Genomic DNA, 16107 nt, shown 5'->3' with positions numbered 1-16107 from the left:
CCTCACCCGGCAGGGTGAGTAGGGCGAGGGGTGGGGCCCTCGCACCGTTCGAGGGGAATGGGAATCACATGTTCGAACCGAACCGGACACCGGTGGTCGTCCGCGCGACCGATCCGATCCTGCACAACGGCGTCTGCATGACGCTCCGCTCCCGTGACGACGTCTGGCTGGTGGACGGGGAGACCGCCGACCCGACCATGGTGGCGCTCCTGGTCACCGATCGCCTCGACGAGGCGATGACGCAACTGCTGTCCGCCTTGCACCACCAGGGCTTCACCCGCATCGTGCTCATCGCGGGCGAAGTCGACGACAACGAGATCCTCAGCGCCATCGAACACGGCGTCTGCGCCGTCGCCCGCCGCTCCGAGGCGGGCGCCGACGTCCTGGTCCGGCTGATCAAGGCGGCCGCGGCCGGGGAGGGCGCGCTGCCGCCCGACCTGCTCGGCAGGCTGCTGCACCGGGTCTCACGGCTGCAGCGTCAGGTGCTGCAGCCGCGCGGCCTGCACCTCGGTGGCATGAGCAACCGGGAGACCGAGGTGCTCAAGCTGGTCGCGTCGGGATTCTCGACGCAGGAGATCGCCGACCAGCTCTGCTACTCGCAGCGCACGGTGAAGAGCATCCTGCACGACGTGACCAACCGGTTCCAGCTCCGGAACCGCTCGCACGCGGTGGCTTACGCACTGCGTGAGGGATTGATCTGACCCCGTGATCAGCCAGGTCGACGAGGCGTTGTGCCGGCTCATCGCGCCCCATTTGCCGGAGGGGACGGTGGTCCGGCTCGATCCGCCGAAACCCACCTGGCAGACCGAGACGCGGGTGTCGAGCGTCGATCTGTTCCTCTTCGCCCTGCACGGCGCCGGCCCGGGAACCGGCGCCGTGCGGGCGAAGCGGTGCCGACTGTCCTATTTGGTCACCGCGCGGGCGGACAAGGTCCGCGACGAACACACGCTGCTCGACCGCTCGCTGGGCGTCCTGATCGGGACGGAATTCCTCGTGGTCGACGAGCAGCCGTTGCCGATCACCCTGGAGGAGACCGATCCGACCGGGTTGTGGGTCAGCCTCGGCCTGCCGGCCCGTGCGGCGTTCGTCGTCACGGTCACGGCGGAGTACCGAGACTGAGCACCGAGGCCCGCCGCAGGACCACCCCGCCGATGGACGCCAGCTCGCCGCCGAAGAGCTCGCACCATTCGGCGGCGCTCCCCGGCGGGCCGCAGTCACCCGCCCGTCTCGCCCACTCCGCGCGGACTTCGAGCCGGTAGCCGAGGATGCCGGTCAGGGTCAGCCCGTTCCGGCTGGCGCCGACCCCGCACATGCCGCGGTAGAGCCTGCCGTCCGGCGGCTCGAATTCGGCGCTCCGCTGGACGAACCGATGGCCCGCCGCCCCCGTGACGGTCGCGACCGGCGTGTCGATCCCGCTGACGAACAGGCCTTTGGAGAGCAGGTCGAGCGCTTCGGCCTCCATCCGCTCCACCACGCCGGGAGGACGTCGGCACGCGTACAGCGCGCCGTCGAAGGACAACCGCACGGTGACCGCCACCTTGCCGATCTCCAGGGTCGCCGCGGCCACCGGACTCACCGGTGGGCGGTACCGGAACGCCGTCGCATGCACCCCCCGACGGTAAGTCGCCGCGCTGACACGGCCTTGCCCGATCGGGACGTCCTTGGGGCGGCGGTTAGCGAGGGACCCGCTCGGCGGGCCACCGCACCTCGGCCACGTCTCCCGGCCGGGGCACCTTCAGGAAGAGGCTGAACACCGCAGGCTGCTTGCTCGACAGCTCCAGCCTGCCGCCGTCGGCCTCGATGAGCGCACGGGCGAGCGCGAGCCCGACACCGGTCGACCCGCCACCGGAGAACCCGCGTTCGAAGATATGCGGCGCCAGCTCGTCGGGCACCCCGGAGCCGGTGTCGGCGACCTCGATGACGACGGTGCCGTCCGCGTCGCCGCGCCGGGCGGCGAGCGTGACCGTTCCCGCGCCGTGGCGCAGCGCGTTGTCGAGCAGGACGCCGACGACCTCGCGCAAACGGCCGGGCGTCGCCCTCGCCCGCAGCCCGTCGGTGACGCGGATCCGCAGATGCCTGCCCTCGGCGCGAAGCAGCTGCCGCCACTCTTCGGAAACCTCGGGGAGCACTTCCGGCAGGTTCACCGGTTCCGCGCCGACCTCGCGCGCCGCCCGCGCGGCGGCCAGCAGTTCGTCGAGCGCTTCGGCGAGCCGGTCCGCCTGTTCCTGCGCGGCCTTCGCCTCGTCGACGACGTCCTGATCGGAGTGGACGGTCAGCGGTTCGAGCCGCAGCTGCAACGCGGTCAACCGGCTCCGCAGCTGATGGGAGACGTCGCCGACGAGCTGGCGTTCCCGCTGGACCAGCTGCGCGAGCGCCGAGCCGGACGCGTCGAGCGCTTCGGCGACCATGTCGAGCTCGCCGACGCCGTAGCGCTTCGGATCCGGCCGGAAATCACCGCCGCCGAGTTTGACCGCGCGATCCGCGACGTGTCTCAGCGGTTTCGCCAGCCTTCGCGCGGTCACCGTCGCGACCACCGTGCCGGTGCCCACCGACAGCACGACCAGCAGCAGCACCAGCAGCGTCACCTGCGTCTGGCGGGTGCGCATCGGCCCGGCGGGCACGGACAGCTCGACCTCGCCGTGCAGCGCGATCGGCGCCCGCTCGGACACCACGTCCGAGCCGGGGTCGGAGCCGTAGCGCTTCTCGATCTGCCCTTGCGCGCGGACGGTCAGCAAACCGCCCTGCGGCACGGCGACCCGGACCAGGTCGAGGTTGATCGGCTGGCCGACGGCGATCTCGCTGTCCAGCGTCGCCGCTATCCCACGGGCGGAGGACGCGAGGTTCTCGCGGTTGAGGTTCTCGACCAGCTGCCACGCGGTGATCCCCAGCGGGATGCCCAGCACGGCCGCGGTGACCGCGACGGCGAGCAGGATCGCCAAGAGGATGCGGCGGCGCATGCTATTCCGCGTTGAAGCGGAAGCCGACGCCGCGGACGGTGGCTATCCGCCGTTCGCCGTCGCCGTTCCCGCCGGGTTTGCCCGCGCGGCCCGCCGCCTCGTCGGCCGCGATGGCGAGCTTCCGCCGGAGCCACGACATGTGCATGTCGAGTGTCTTCGAGGTCTTCGATTCGAGGTCGTTCCACACCTCGGCGAGGATCTCGTCGCGGCTGACCACCTGCCCGGCGCGGCTCATCAGCACCCGGAGCAGCTCGAACTCCTTGTTCGCCAGCTGCACCTCGTGCAGGTCGACGGTGACCATCCGGGCACCGAGGTCCATCCGCACTCCCCCGGCTTCGAGCACGTCGGGCGCCCGGCGGCGGAGCAGCGCCCGGATGCGGGCCAGCAGTTCGGCCAGCCGGAACGGCTTGGCGACGTAATCGTCGGCGCCGGCGTCGAGCCCGACGACGAAGTCGACCTCGTCCGTGCGCGCGGTGAGCATCAGCACGGGCACCTCGGTGCCGCTGGCGCGCAGGCGGCGGCACACCTCCAGGCCGTCCATCCCCGGAAGGCCGAGATCGAGCACCAGGAGGTCCACGCGGTCGCTCTCGGTCGCGTCGAGGGCGGCGGGCCCGTCGCCGACGACCCGCACCTCGTACCCCTCCCGCTGGAGTGCGCGGGAAAGCGGATCGGCGATGGCCGGGTCGTCCTCGGCGAGTAGCACCATGCTCACCTGGTCAACTCTACGACTGCCGGGCGTGAAACCATCGTGACCGTGCCCGGCTACGAGAATGATCTTGAACTCGCCACTCGGCTGGCCGACGCCGCCGACGCCATCACCACCGCCCGGTTCCGCGCGCTCGACCTGGCCGTGGAACGCAAACCCGACCGGACGCCGGTCACCGACGCGGACACCGCCGTCGAGGACGCCATCCGCGCGATCCTCGCCACGGACCGGCCGGACGACGCGGTGCTCGGCGAAGAACGCGGCGGCACCGCCGCGACCGGACGCGCCTGGGTGCTCGACCCGATCGACGGGACCAAGAACTTCCTGCGCGGCGTCCCGGTGTGGGCGACGCTGATCGCGCTGGTCGAAGACGGCGACCCCGTGGTGGGCATGATCAGCGCACCGCTGCTCGGCCGCCGCTGGTGGGCCGCGGCCGGTGACGGCGCCTGGATGAGCGACTCCGCCGGGGAACGCCGCATCTCGGTGTCGAAGGTCGCGTCGCTCGAAGACGCGTATCTGTCCACAACGGACCTGAACTCGTGGGTGGAGTACCACTCACGCGAGAAGTACATCGACCTCGTCGACGCGTGCTGGGAAAGCCGCGCCTTCGGCGATTTCTGGCACCACTGCCTGGTCGCCGAGGGCGCGCTCGACGTCACCGCGGAATGCATCGTGAACCCGTGGGACGTCGCCGCGGCCCAGGTGCTGGTCACCGAGGCCGGGGGCCGCTTCAGCGACCTGAACGGCGAAGCGCGCTACGACAACGGGTCGGCGCTTTCGACGAACGGGCTGCTCCACGACGAGGTCTTGGCGATCCTGAAGCGCTGAACGCGCGTGAAGGCCTGGAGCGTGTCCCGAAAGCCACTTTCGGGACATCTGACGTCGCGAAAGTGGCTTTCGCAACACGCCGTCCTCGACTCACCCCTCACTGGGAACGCGCGCGTGAAGGCCTCCTTCACGCGCAACGAGGTCACTGCGCGCCGGGCAGCAGCCCGACGGCACCGCGCGCGACCTGCGACCAGGCGAGACGTCCGAAGAGGTAGTGGCAGGCGACCTGTTCGCTGGTGAACCGCGCCCAGTCGTACCGGTTGCCCTGCTCCCGCCAGAAGACCTCCCAGGCGGGCTCGGCCCCCTCTTCCTCGGTGCGCATGAGGCACCAGGCGTTGTCCACCTCCGCGCCGACCGAGACCACTTCGGGCGGCACGCCCAGCGCGGCCAGCCACCGCAGGATCGTCCCCGTGTTCACCGAACCTCCCCCGTGACGTCCGCCAGGAAGCCCAGCGTGACGAGTTCATCGGCGCCCAGCACCGTGCGAAAGCGCACTCCGCCGCCCGGCTGCCCGAACCATCCGGCGGTCACCGAACGCCAGACCGGCAGCGGCCGGACGACGCGGTAACGCCGGTAGGCACCGGCCTGGTCCGGCGGCAGCGAGCGCATCGGGAACAGGGTCGCGTCCTCGGCGAACACCCGGCCGTGCTGATCCCCGAAACGGTCGAGATGAGTACCGGCCTCGAGCATCGTCGGCGTCGCCGGATCACCGTCGGACGGCCACAGATAGCCCGTTCCGGTCATGAAGCGCTCTTTCCAGTCCTCTTCGGACATTTCGCCCCACGGATGGTGTCCCCTGGTCAACTCCGGTGGCGGAACGGCGGCCGGAGTCGTCGGCGAACGACGGAAACCGCTGCTGACGTGGGACAACGCGTCCAGGTCGTCGAGCACGTCCGCCTCGGGATGGTCCTGCGGGCCGGAACCGCCGTCGGGCAGCGGCAACTGACGCGCGGGTTTGCCCATCGCGACCGGGAGATGCCCGATCGGGAACATGTGCACGAGGAACAGCGCGATCACGCTCTCGCGTTCCGTCCGCAACGCCCCCATGGGCGGCGGGGCGGCGGGCTTCGGCGGGAAAGGCACCCGCAAGGGCGCCACCGAAGGCGGCCACGGCGAAGGCGCGTACGGAGCGCGAGCCCCGTGCGGTGGTGTCGGGGCGTCGTACTCGACGGGCAGCCGGATCGGGCCCGTTCCGGCCTCGCTCGGATCGGTCACCGCACCTCCCCCAGGAATCGGTTCCCACCGATGAACGGGGGAGGCAGCGGACAGGACGCGCTACGACCTTAGCGCCGGACGGCGTTCTCGTCGGCGGATACCCGAAAGCGCGGCGAACCTCAACCGGCCAGCGCGTTGACCACCCGGGACGGACTCGGCCTGCCCAGCTTCCCCGCCATCCACTTGCTCGTCGCCACCAGCGCGTCGAGATCGACACCGGTTTCGACGCCGAGACCGTCGAGCATCCACACGAGATCCTCGGTCGCGAGGTTCCCGGTGGCCGATTCGGCATACGGGCAGCCGCCGAGACCGCCGGCCGAAGAGTCCACAGTGGACACGCCGCAGCGGAGGGCGGCCAACGTGTTCGCGAGCGCCTGGCCGTAGGTGTCGTGGAAATGGACGGCCAGGGCGTCGACGCCGGCGAACTCCCCGATCAGCGTCTCGACCTGACCCGCGGTGGCGACACCGATCGTGTCGCCGAGCGAGAGCTGCGAGCAGCCCAGGTCCAGCAGCCGCTTACCCACTCCGGCGACCTGCGCGGCCGGGACGGCGCCCTCCCACGGGTCGCCGAAGCACATCGACACGTACCCGCGGACGTCGAGCCCCGCGGCCCGCGCCCTGGTGACGACCGGCTCGAACATCGCGAACTGCTCGTCGACCGTCGAGTTGAGGTTCTTCTTGGCGAAGGTCTCGGTGGCGCTGGCGAAGATCGCGATATGCGAGACACCGGCCTCCAGCGCCCTGTCCAGCCCGCGCTCGTTCGGCACGAGCACCGGGTACCGGACGCCCTCGCGCTGGTCGAGCCCGGCCAGGAGCTGCTCGGCGTCGGCCAGCTGCGGCACCCATTTCGGGCTCACGAAGCTGGTCGCCTCGAGCGTGGTCAGCCCGGAATCGGCGAGCCTGGCCAGGAATTCGAGTTTGACCTCGACCGGGACGATCGACTTCTCGTTCTGGAGACCGTCACGCGGGCCGACCTCCCAGATCGTCACCCGCTCCGGCAGGGAGTAGACGGACGGGACCTCCTCGGGCAGCCCCAGCTCTCGCGTGCCCATCAGCGGCGCCGGTTTCCGCGCGGCGGATGCCCTTGCGGCGGCAGCGGCTCGGTCTGCTGCGGTCCCGGCGCGAAGTCGTCGTACGGGTTGTCGTTGACTTCGCGGTAGATGACCGTGTGCACACGCTCGACCTTGGGGATGTCGTCGAACTTCAGCGGTTCGTCCGAAGCGGACTCGATCACCAGCGTGCCGCAGCCGAACACGCGGTCCAGCAGCCCGTGCTCGAACTGGACGCTGTTGATCCGCGACAGCGGGATGTCGATGCCGGTCCGCTTGAGCACACCCTCGCGGGCGATCAACCGGTCCGTGGTGACGATGAAATGCGTCGTGCGCCACCGGACGAACGGCGCCAGGAACAGCCATACGACGAGACCGAGCCCGACCGCGGCGATCGCGATCTCGGAGATCAGGTCCCACGGGGCCGTCGCGTCCTTCGCGATGACGGCCAGCCAAATCCCCACGCCGAGCGTGACGATCAGCGCGAGGAACGGGAAGATCAGCATCTTGAAATGCGGGTGACTGTGCACCACGACGTGCTCGTTCTCGCTGAGCAAATCGTCCGGATAGGCCACGACGGACGCTCCCAAAGTGTGTTCGGCGCTGGTGAGCTCACCGTACCGGCGAACGGTCCCGGCGGAAGAGGAGACGCCGGAAATCGAGACGCACGGATCAGGCCTTGGCGGGCCGCACGTGGACGACGTCTCCGGCGAACACCGTGTACCGCTCACCACCGGGAACGTCGACCTGGAGCTGGCCGGCGGGATCGATGTCGGCGGCACGGCCGGTGAGCGCCGAGCCGTCGGGCAGCTGGACCTCGACGTCCTGACCCAGCGTGGCGCAGTATCGCCGGTAATCCCCGAGCAGACCGGCCTCGGCCAGCGATCCGCCCGCGAGCCGCCAACGGCGTTCGAGCTCGTCGAACGCGGTGAGCAGCCGGACGGCGATGTCGGCGCGGTCGGTCTCCGTCGCCCCCTGCTCGGCCAGCGAGGTCGCGGGCAGGCCGCCGGGCCCGGCCGGGACGCTCTCGCCGAGCGGCAGCACGTTCACGCCGACGCCGAGGATCACGGTGGTGTCGTCACCGGCGACGGCCTCCGCCAGGATGCCCGCGCATTTGGCGCGGTCCGGGCCGGCGAGGACGTCGTTCGGCCACTTGAGGACGGCGTCGACGCCCAGCCCCTCGGCGACCTCCCGGACCGCGAGGCCCGCGACCACGGAAAGTGAACCCAAATTGGCGAACGGGACGCCGCCCGGGCGCAGCAGCACACTGACGTAGAGGCCCGATCCCTTCGGCGAAGACCAGTGCCGGGCGCGGCGGCCGACCCCGGCCGTCTGCTCCTCGGCGATCAGCACAGTGCGGTCTTCAGCCCCTTTCGCGGCGGCTTCTCGCAGGTCGGCGTTGGTGGACCCGGTGCTCGCCACGACCTGGATCGCGGCGTACCGGCCGGACAGCGCGGCACTCAGACGCCCGGCGTCGAGCGCTCCCGTCTCACTCATTCGTCCAGAATATGAGAGTCCCCCTAACGTGCAAGGCGTTCGCTCGTTACGCAGAGGTGGTCTCCAATAATCTGGACGGCGTGACCGAGCCCGAGCCCGCCCCGAGCGCGTCCGAACCCAGCCCGAAGAAGTCGTGGGCGCACGGCGTGGCGATGCGCGGCTTGGTCGCGCTCCCGCTGGTCGCGGGGCTCGCGACGGCGGGCTGGCTGCTCGCGGGCGGGAACGATCCCGCCCCGGTCGACGGACGTCAGCCCGTGCCCGTTCCCGCCGCGAAGCAGGACCCGGCCACCGTCGGCGGCGGCGCGGGTCCGTCGGTCCTGGAGGTCAGCGCGCCGGTCAAGGCGCAGGAGACGCCGAAGGGCGCCCGGCCGCTCGAAGAGTGGGCGGGGAAGCTGGCCGGGCCGCTCGACATCCCGGCGAAGTCGCTCATGGGTTACGCGAACGGCGAACTGGCGCTGCGCGGCGAGCAGCCGAACTGCCACCTGTCCTGGGTCACCCTGGCCGGGATCGGCGCGGCGAGCTCGAATCACGGACGAGGCGGGGACAACCCCCTCGGCCTGTCGGCGCAGCAGTGGAAGAAGCACGGCGCGTCGATCCCCGGCATCGCGAAACCCGCGCTCGCCGACCCGGACTCCGCTTCGGTCGCCGCGGGCCGCGCCCTGTGCGCTTCCGGAGCCGACCTCGGCGGCGGCAACGGCTGGTGGAAGGCCATCGCCGGTTACCAGGGCGGCAAGGGCAACGAGGCCGAACTGTTCCGCCAGCGCGTCCTGGGCAACGCGCAGCTGTACGCGACCCTGTCCCTCGACCCGGCGCGCTCCGCCAGCCCCGCCGTGAAGGCGACCCGCTTCGCCCTCGGTCAGCTGGGCCTCCCGTACGTGTGGGGCGGCAACGGTCCCGAAGCGGGCGCGGCGGGCTTCGACTGCTCCGGGCTGACCAAGGCGTCCTACGACGAAGCCGGTGTCGCGCTCCCGCGGACCGCCGACAGCCAGTTCCGCGCGCTGCCGCAGGTGCCCGGCGAGCCGAAGCTCGGCGACCTCGTCTTCTACGGGAACCCGTCGACGCGGATCCACCACGTGGGGCTGTACCTCGGGAACGGGCTGATGATCAACGCGCCCACCCAGGGCCAGGCGATCCAGATCCACACGTATCACTCGAAGGGCGACGATTACACGGGTGCCGGACGGCCCGCGGCCTGACCTCAACCTGCCAACCGGCGACGGCGCCCGTCGCCGATGCCTACCGTGTGGACATGCGTGAGATCGAGTTCCGCTCTGGCGTGCCAAGACGACCGGAGGAGCGGGATGCGTGGCTTCAGTTCCTGATCGACGGCGTCTCTTTCCTGGACCTGGTGCGCGAGGCCGAACTTCCCGACGCGCTCGCGGAACAGAAGGAGCGCAGCGATGAGTTCCCGACGGAGCCCGCGCCCTTGCTCGCCGGGGATTACGCGAATTCGACGCACCTTTCCGCAGGGCACCTGCTCGGCGAAGCGCCGGATCGCGTTCCGCATGGCGCGGAAGACGACGAGTACCTGTTGCTGGGGTGCGCGTGCGGTATCGAGGAGTGCTGGGCGCTGGTGGCGAAGATCGCGGCCGACGAAGACACGGTGACGTGGTCGGATCTCCGCAACACGTACCGGGACTGGAACTACGACGCGATGGGCGTTCTGACGTTCTCGCGCCGGCAGTACGAGAGGTCGCTCAGCGCCGCTTTCGGCAGCTGAACTTTCGGCCATCCGACAGATCCAGCCGGAGCCGGTGTCGCGAAAGCCACTTTCGCGACGTCTGATGTCGCGAAAGTGGCTTTCGCGACACGGCCTCACGGCGTGATCCAGACCGTCACCCGGGTAGGCCGATGACGCCCCGATCCCGGCGACGACTGACGCACGACTCGCCCCTCCGAGCGCCCTGTCAACGGCGTCGTCGCGTCTGCCTCGTACAGCACGATCTCCGCTTCCGCGGCCAGGGCGAGAGCCTGAGCGACCGAAAGCCCCACGAACTCCGGGACCGGCCACGGCACGTCGTAGTTCAGGTTCCGTGACACGCCACCCATGACACCTCCAGTTTCACGCAGCCGATGAACTGCGGGCATCGGCATGTCCCGGGAGAACGGCCAGTCGATTCCCGGCCCGGTTCCGGCCAGCAGGCGGGCCACGAAGGTTCCGTGACTGCCCACCAGCACGACGCCGCCGTCATACTCCTCCGCGAGCCGATCGACCGCGGCCATCGCCCGCGCGGTCAGCTGCCGCAGGCTCTCGCCACCCGGACGCGCGAAATCCGGATCGGCCCAGCTGCGCTCGTAGTGAGCGGCGTAATCCGGTGTCGGCTCCAGGCCCGAGTCCCACTCGCGCAGCTCCCAGCGCGTCGTGACTTCGAGCCCCGCCGCCCTGGCCGCGGGCGCGACCGTCGCGACGGCTCGCCGATAAGGGCTCGACACGACCGCCGTCGGGTTCATGTCGGCGAGTTCGTGCGCGAGCAGTTCCGCGGCCGCCATGCCCGCCGCGGTCAGCGGCCGCTCCGGGTCGTCGGGCTTCCCCGGCGAGGGCGGAACGGACTCGGCGTGCCGGACGAGGACGATCTCGCAGCTCACGAATGAGCGGCCAACCACTCGAGCGCGTCCTCCCCGTGGCGCAGAACCGAGACGTGCCCGTCTTCGGGGAACACGCGTGACTCGGCCGTGGCGCACTGCCGCGCCAGCCATTCGCCGTGCGCGAGCGGCACGATCCGGTCCTCGCCGCCGTGCAGGAACAGGGCCGGCGCCCGGAGATCGGACGGCTGGAAACCCCACGGCGCGACGTACGCGAGGTCGTCGTCGATCAGCGCGGCGGGTCCACCCTCGACCGCGGGGCCGACGACGTCGAGGATCCACTTCCAGTCACCCGCCAAGGCGGCATGGTCCGCCGGGGTGAACATCTCCGCGTCGTATTCGGCCGTCGCCTCGTACCGCTCTTTTTCGTCCCGCCCCGCCACGGCGGCCGTCAGAGATCCGACGCCCGCCGCGCCCATCCCGGCGAACCAGTCCAGACCGGCGGCGCCGTACGGGGCCAGGCTCGCGGCACAGACCATCGCCGACACCCGATCGGGCAGCAGAGCAGCGCAGGCGAACGCGTGCGGCCCACCACCGGAATGCCCGAAGACGGCGAACCGCTCGATTCCCAGGGTGTCGGCGATCTTCTCGACGTCCGACGCCGCCGATGCGACATCCCGGCCGGGCCGCGGCGACGAACCGCCGTAACCGGGCCGGTCGTAGGAGACCCATCTCAGTCCGAGCCGCTCGGCGGCCGGGAACAGCGGGGCGGGCGGAGCACCGATGTTCGGGGTCCCGTGGTGCCAGAAGACCACCGGACCGTCCCCGCCCGTGTCGTACGTGTGCAATGTGGCCCCGTCCCCCAGGTCCACGTCCGACTCGTTCACCATGACCCGAGCGTAGGGCACCCTGGAGCCATGTCCCGCTATCACGAGATCAAGCACCGGGTGGCCACGACGTTCCAGCGCCACGTCGGCAACCCGATCCTCGTCCGGCTGCCGAACCAGCCGATCCTGGAGACCACCGGCCGCAAGTCCGGCGAGGCCCGGCGGACGCCGATCGGGGGCCGCCGGGTGGGCCGTGAGTTCTGGATCGTCTCGGAGTTCGGCGAGAAGTCGCAGTACGTCCGCAACATCCAGGCCGATCCACGGGTCCACGTCCGGCTCCGTGGCCGCTGGCACACCGGCACGGCGCATCTGCTCCCCGGCGACGACCCCCGCGCGCGGCTCAGGGCGCTCCCCAGGCTCAACAGCGCCGCCGTACGCGCGATCGGCACGAACCTCCTCACGATCCGGGTCGATCTCGACGAATGAACGTTTGCCTTGACGCCAAGGGCAAGGTTTACGCTCGGGACCATGCGGATCGGCGAACTCGCCGCGCGTACCGGAACCACCACCCGCGCGCTGCGTTTCTATGAGTCACAAGGGCTTCTCGACGCACGGCGCGCGTCGAACGGGTACCGGGAGTACGACGAGGACGATTTCCGTCTGGTGAACGAGATCCTGACCCTGCAAGCGGTGGGGCTCAGTCTGGAGGACACCAGGCCGTTCGTCGAGTGCCTGCGCGCCGGGCACGAGACCGGCGATTCGTGCGCCGATTCGATCGAGGTCTACCAACGCAAACTCGCCGAGGTGGACGCCTGTCTGGCCAGGCTCAACGACGTGCGGGACAGCCTTCTGACCAAACTCGCCGGCGCGCTGAAAACGCCGCCGGGACCGTGCGTCGTCGTGCCGCGAACCGAGGAGGCCTGAGTGTCCCTTTCCGTCGTCACCGACGAAACCTTCCCAGCGCTCGTCCTGGACCAGGACAAGCCCGTCCTGGTGGACTTCTGGGCGCAATGGTGCCCGCCTTGCCACATGATCGCGCCGGTGCTCGAACAGATCGCCGAAGAACGTGCCGGATCGCTGATCATCCGCAAGCTCAATTCCGACGAAAACCCGCTCACGGCCAGGAATTATCAGGTCATGTCCCTGCCGACGCTGATCCTCTTCCGCGACGGGAGTCCTGTGTGGACGACCGTCGGCGCCCGGTCGAAGGCGCGGCTGCTGGCCGATCTGGACGCCGTTCTGCAGCCGTCCCTCTCGTGAGTGGCAGGACGGTTATCGAGGGGTAAGGCAAAGTTGGCGCATTTCGGGCACGACTGGGGGATGCGGCACCGCATTCGCGTGCTCAGACACGGATCTCGCGTGATTAAAGGCGGATCTTGCGTGCTTGGCAGGGGCGAAGGGGCCCTTCGCCGCATCGGACGCGGCGAAGGGAGCCTTCACCCCACCACCGAACCCGCCCACGAACCTGAAACGCCACTCACGAGCCCTATCGCGAACCGCGAGAGATAATTGTGTTGCGCGAGCGTCACCCCGCTCGCATCCTTCACCCATGACATCGACCCTCACCTTCCTGCCGCCGTCCACCGTCGTCCGACGGGTGCGGAAGCAGCAGCAGGCCGGGTCCGGGTGGAGGCCGACACCAGTCCGACCGTGAGCGCCGCGTTCGTCGCCGGCCTGCTCGCCGGGTATGGCATCGCCATCCCGGTGGGCGCGGTCGGGACCTATCTCGTGGTGTTGACGGCCAGGTCGGGCCTCAGGATCGGCGCGTACGCCGCGCTCGGGGTCGCCACCGCGGACGGGCTTTACGCCCTGGTGGCGGTCCTCGGCGGGGGCAAGCTGATTCCGGTCATCGAGCCGATCGCGGCGCCACTGCGCTGGATTTCGGTCGTGGTCCTGCTCGGGCTGGCCGTCCACATCGGATTCACCGGAATCCGGAACTACCGTGAATCAGCGAAGGCCGAGCTGACCGAACCGGTCGCGATCGGGCCGGTCAAGGCCTACGCGAGCCTCCTTGGAATCACCCTGCTGAACCCGATGACGGTGGTCTACTTCGCGGCGCTCGTCCTCGGCAGCAAGGACATGGCCGCGGCGAACGGAGCGGAACACGTCGTCTTCGTGCTCGCCGCGTTCGCGGCATCGGCCAGCTGGCAATTGTTCCTCGCGGGCGGCGGCGCCGTGCTCGGCAAGGCGCTGACCGGACGTCGTGGGCGGCTGGCGACCGCGCTGGCGTCCAGCGCGCTCATCACCGTGCTCGGCCTTCGCCTTCTTTGGTGACGAATCGAGGACTGTAGGTGTCCTCATCGGTTGCGAGGCTGTGCCCATGACCGAAACCCAGCAACGCCCGGCTTCCCTTCACTCCTACCTCGCGTACAGCGATGCCCCGAAGGCGCTTCGCTGGCTCGAACGCGCCTTCGGCTTCGAGACCACCACGGAGTATGCCGACGACAGGGGGTTGATCCTGCATTCGGAACTGCGGCGCGGCGAAGTCCGGATCATCGTGTTCAGCGCGGAAGAGGACTACGACCGCCCGGCCCGCAAGGGCGAAACCGTCGGCCACGGCCTCTACGTCAGCCTTCCGACGCAAGAGGCCGTGGACGCCGTCTTCGCTTCCGCCGTCGACGCCGGCGCGACGCCGGTCTGGAAGCCGGAGGACACCGAATGGGGCAACTACCGTTGCCGTGTCGACGATCTCGAAGGGTACGAATGGACTTTCGGCACGTACGTCCCCGGCGAGCCGCAGGGTTAGAGCAGCCGCGCGAACCACTCGCGGGTGCGGCGCAGCAGATCCAGCTGATGCGCCCGCCCGCGAATCGAATGTCCTTCGCCGGGATAGACCACGAAGTCGTGTTCGACGCCGAAGTGGCGTAGCGCGCGATGGAAGAATTCCGCCTGGGACAGCGGGACGTTCGTGTCGTCCGCACCGTGCACGATCAGCACGGGGGTCTCGATCTCCGACGCGTGGGAGATCGGGCTGAGCCGATCGTGCCGGTGCGGTCCTTCCCCTTCCCAGCCGGTACTTCCGCCGAGCGCGGCTTCGAACGGGCCGAACTCGCCGGTCGCGGCGAGCATCCCCCAGTCACAGATTCCGGCGCCCATCAACGCCGCCTTGAACCGCCTGGTCCGGCCGACGGCCCAGGCCGACACGAACCCGCCGTGGCTCCAGCCCGCGATGCCGAGCCGATCCGGATCGGCCACCCCTTCCGCGACGAGCAGATCGATCCCGGTTTCGAGATCGCTCCATTCCTCCAGCCCGACCCGTCCCGCGACGGCGGCGGCGAATTCGTGGCCATGTCCTTGTCCCCCACGGGCATTCGGCAGGAAGACCGCGTGCCCCGCCAACGCGAGCCATTGCGCGGACGGGAACCAGCCGAGCCGGAAGCCGTCCGCGTATCGGTCGTACGGCCCGCCGTGCGGCAAGGTGATCAGGGAGAACGGGCCGTCGTCCCGGGTCTTTCCCGGTGGGAGGACGAGCAGACCGTCCAGAGCCAGGCCATCGGAAGCCTTGCAGGACAAGCGTTCCTGAGCGCCCCAAGTAACTTCGGCGAACTCCGGCGCGGTGTCGCTCACCCGCGTCAACGGCTCGCCGATCGTTCCACAATGGACATCCTTCGGCCGGTGAGCGGTGCTCAGCACGATGGCCACGACCTCGCCGTTCGAAGCGACGGCGTCCGCTTGCCCGCGCCAGAACGCCACTTCTCCTGATCCGAGCCGATGGAGGGCCGTATCGAGCCCATCGGCGACGAGCATCAGCGGCGCACCGGAATCGACCTGCGCGAGCCTGATCGGGCAGGCCGATTCCGGCGTCATGTTCCGATGTTCGGCGGTTTCCACGGGCACGTCGAAGACCGCCCAGCCACCCACCATCTCCGGTGTCGCGAGATAGGCGACGTGCCAGTCTTCGCCGTCCCGCCACCAGACCGGGCTCGTGGCTTCGACCGCGGTCTTCCCGAGGTCGCGCCGCTCCCCGGTTTCCAGGTCCAGCACGGAAAGCCGGGGTTCGAGCCCGCCGGGATCGAGCTCCGGGGTGGGCCAGGTCAGCACCGCGAGCGCCCCGTCGTCCTGACGGCGGGCGACACCGACGACGTGCTCGTCGACCAGCGTCCTGATCTCCCCGGTCCGCCGATCGAAACTCCGGAGCCGCGCCGGGCGGAGGCTCTCACTCCAGACCCGGATGGCCGCGGCGGGTGTCTCGTCCTCGGCGATGAACACGATCCGTTCGCGCATCGGGAGGAACGCGGTGATCTCGCTCCGCCAGGCGAACAGCGGCCCGTCCACCGTGTGGATCAGGCCGTCCCGGAGGAAGCAGAGGGAGTTCGACGACCATTTGGGCATGGAGCCCTCGGCCAGCCTCCGGGGTTCCTCGCGACCGTCGACGGACGCGAACCAGATCTCGGGAACGGGGTCCGCGATGGTGTCGACCTGGTAGGCGACCCACCGCCCGTCGGCGGAAAGCGCGGGATTCGACGGGACTCGGCTGTCGGCGATCAGCTCAGCGGTCAGCATGT

At 70.0% G+C, this 16107-nt stretch carries 21 protein-coding genes; 10 read left to right on the top strand and 11 right to left on the bottom strand.

Features of this window, described 5'->3' with window-relative positions; translation table 11 throughout:
• Positions 1-68 precede the first annotated feature (68 nt).
• The gene (locus tag AMK34_RS29080) at positions 69-701 is read left to right on the top strand and encodes a helix-turn-helix transcriptional regulator (RefSeq protein ID WP_016331368.1); all 633 of its coding nucleotides are present in this window, start codon (positions 69-71) and stop codon (positions 699-701) included.
• Between the two features lie 4 nt (positions 702-705).
• Positions 706-1119 (top strand): hypothetical protein, encoded by a 414-nt coding sequence (locus tag AMK34_RS29075; RefSeq protein ID WP_037332271.1) that lies wholly within the window; start codon positions 706-708, stop codon positions 1117-1119.
• Here AMK34_RS29075 and AMK34_RS29070 read toward each other — a convergent pair.
• From AMK34_RS29070 to AMK34_RS29060, 3 genes are all read right to left on the bottom strand, one after another.
• A complete protein-coding gene (locus AMK34_RS29070; protein ID WP_228694714.1) occupies positions 1097-1609 on the bottom strand; it encodes a hypothetical protein in 513 nt (170 codons plus the stop codon). The two genes, AMK34_RS29075 and AMK34_RS29070, sit on opposite strands and share 23 nt — an antisense overlap.
• Before the next feature lie 64 nt (positions 1610-1673).
• Positions 1674-2957 (bottom strand): ATP-binding protein, encoded by a 1284-nt coding sequence (locus AMK34_RS29065; protein ID WP_037332277.1) that lies wholly within the window; start codon positions 2955-2957, stop codon positions 1674-1676.
• A 1-nt stretch (position 2958) separates the two neighbouring features.
• On the bottom strand, positions 2959-3663 hold the full coding sequence (locus AMK34_RS29060) for a response regulator transcription factor (RefSeq protein ID WP_038519243.1): 705 nt from the start codon (positions 3661-3663) through the stop codon (positions 2959-2961).
• Between the two features lie 42 nt (positions 3664-3705).
• Between AMK34_RS29060 and hisN the strand changes: the two genes are divergently transcribed.
• Positions 3706-4491 carry a histidinol-phosphatase gene (hisN, locus tag AMK34_RS29055; protein ID WP_073847476.1) on the top strand — a complete coding sequence of 262 codons (786 nt, stop codon included), beginning with the start codon at positions 3706-3708 and terminating at the stop codon, positions 4489-4491.
• A gap of 142 nt (positions 4492-4633) precedes the next feature.
• Here hisN and AMK34_RS29050 read toward each other — a convergent pair whose 3' ends face one another.
• From AMK34_RS29050 to AMK34_RS29030, 5 genes are all read right to left on the bottom strand, one after another.
• The gene (locus AMK34_RS29050) at positions 4634-4909 is read right to left on the bottom strand and encodes a hypothetical protein (protein ID WP_007031910.1); all 276 of its coding nucleotides are present in this window, start codon (positions 4907-4909) and stop codon (positions 4634-4636) included.
• Entirely contained in the window at positions 4906-5706 is an 801-nt protein-coding gene (locus AMK34_RS29045; RefSeq protein ID WP_073847475.1) for a TNT domain-containing protein, read from the bottom strand. The genes AMK34_RS29050 and AMK34_RS29045 overlap by 4 nt, the downstream gene beginning before the upstream one ends.
• 119 nt (positions 5707-5825) lie before the next feature.
• Positions 5826-6758, bottom strand: a complete 933-nt coding sequence (locus tag AMK34_RS29040) for a hydroxymethylglutaryl-CoA lyase (protein ID WP_073847474.1) — start codon at positions 6756-6758, stop codon at positions 5826-5828.
• Entirely contained in the window at positions 6758-7330 is a 573-nt protein-coding gene (locus AMK34_RS29035; RefSeq protein WP_037335809.1) for a PH domain-containing protein, read from the bottom strand. The genes AMK34_RS29040 and AMK34_RS29035 overlap by 1 nt, the downstream gene beginning before the upstream one ends.
• Positions 7331-7427: 97 nt before the next feature.
• On the bottom strand, positions 7428-8252 hold the full coding sequence (locus tag AMK34_RS29030) for a biotin--[acetyl-CoA-carboxylase] ligase (RefSeq protein WP_073847473.1): 825 nt from the start codon (positions 8250-8252) through the stop codon (positions 7428-7430).
• A gap of 80 nt (positions 8253-8332) precedes the next feature.
• Here AMK34_RS29030 and AMK34_RS29025 point away from each other — a divergent pair, with 80 nt between their 5' ends.
• The gene (locus AMK34_RS29025; RefSeq protein ID WP_174492066.1) at positions 8333-9448 is read left to right on the top strand and encodes a C40 family peptidase; all 1116 of its coding nucleotides are present in this window, start codon (positions 8333-8335) and stop codon (positions 9446-9448) included.
• Between the two features lie 53 nt (positions 9449-9501).
• Complete coding sequence (locus tag AMK34_RS29020) at positions 9502-9972, top strand: hypothetical protein (RefSeq protein ID WP_143202624.1); 471 nt, start codon at positions 9502-9504, stop codon at positions 9970-9972.
• 95 nt (positions 9973-10067) lie between these two features.
• Here the strand turns inward: AMK34_RS29020 and AMK34_RS29015 are convergent, their stop codons facing one another.
• Both AMK34_RS29015 and AMK34_RS29010 read right to left on the bottom strand, forming a co-directional pair.
• Entirely contained in the window at positions 10068-10838 is a 771-nt protein-coding gene (locus AMK34_RS29015; RefSeq protein ID WP_241832887.1) for a histidine phosphatase family protein, read from the bottom strand.
• Positions 10835-11665 carry an alpha/beta fold hydrolase gene (locus AMK34_RS29010; protein WP_073847471.1) on the bottom strand — a complete coding sequence of 277 codons (831 nt, stop codon included), beginning with the start codon at positions 11663-11665 and terminating at the stop codon, positions 10835-10837. The genes AMK34_RS29015 and AMK34_RS29010 overlap by 4 nt, the downstream gene beginning before the upstream one ends.
• A gap of 27 nt (positions 11666-11692) precedes the next feature.
• Between AMK34_RS29010 and AMK34_RS29005 the strand changes: the two genes are divergently transcribed.
• The 5 genes from AMK34_RS29005 to AMK34_RS28985 all read left to right on the top strand — a co-directional run bounded on the left by AMK34_RS29005 (position 11693) and on the right by AMK34_RS28985 (position 14348).
• Positions 11693-12088 (top strand): nitroreductase/quinone reductase family protein, encoded by a 396-nt coding sequence (locus AMK34_RS29005; RefSeq protein ID WP_073847470.1) that lies wholly within the window; start codon positions 11693-11695, stop codon positions 12086-12088.
• A 42-nt stretch (positions 12089-12130) separates the two neighbouring features.
• On the top strand, positions 12131-12526 hold the full coding sequence (locus AMK34_RS29000; RefSeq protein ID WP_016331353.1) for a MerR family transcriptional regulator: 396 nt from the start codon (positions 12131-12133) through the stop codon (positions 12524-12526).
• Positions 12527-12862, top strand: coding sequence for a thioredoxin (gene trxA, locus AMK34_RS28995; RefSeq protein WP_073847469.1), 336 nt, complete (start codon positions 12527-12529; stop codon positions 12860-12862). It begins immediately after the preceding gene.
• Positions 12863-13252: 390 nt separating this feature from the next.
• Positions 13253-13876 (top strand): LysE/ArgO family amino acid transporter, encoded by a 624-nt coding sequence (locus AMK34_RS28990; protein ID WP_073847622.1) that lies wholly within the window; start codon positions 13253-13255, stop codon positions 13874-13876.
• Between the two features lie 46 nt (positions 13877-13922).
• Complete coding sequence (locus AMK34_RS28985) at positions 13923-14348, top strand: VOC family protein (RefSeq protein WP_073847468.1); 426 nt, start codon at positions 13923-13925, stop codon at positions 14346-14348.
• Here AMK34_RS28985 and AMK34_RS28980 read toward each other — a convergent pair.
• Complete coding sequence (locus AMK34_RS28980; protein WP_073847467.1) at positions 14345-16105, bottom strand: alpha/beta hydrolase family protein; 1761 nt, start codon at positions 16103-16105, stop codon at positions 14345-14347. The two genes, AMK34_RS28985 and AMK34_RS28980, sit on opposite strands and share 4 nt — an antisense overlap.
• Positions 16106-16107: the final 2 nt, after the last annotated feature.

It is taken from the genome of Amycolatopsis sp. CB00013 (assembly GCF_001905755.1).
Classification (GTDB): Bacteria; Actinomycetota; Actinomycetes; order Mycobacteriales; family Pseudonocardiaceae; genus Amycolatopsis; species Amycolatopsis japonica.
Note: the sequence above shows the minus strand (reverse complement) of the source record. Positions and strands in the feature narration are given on the sequence as shown.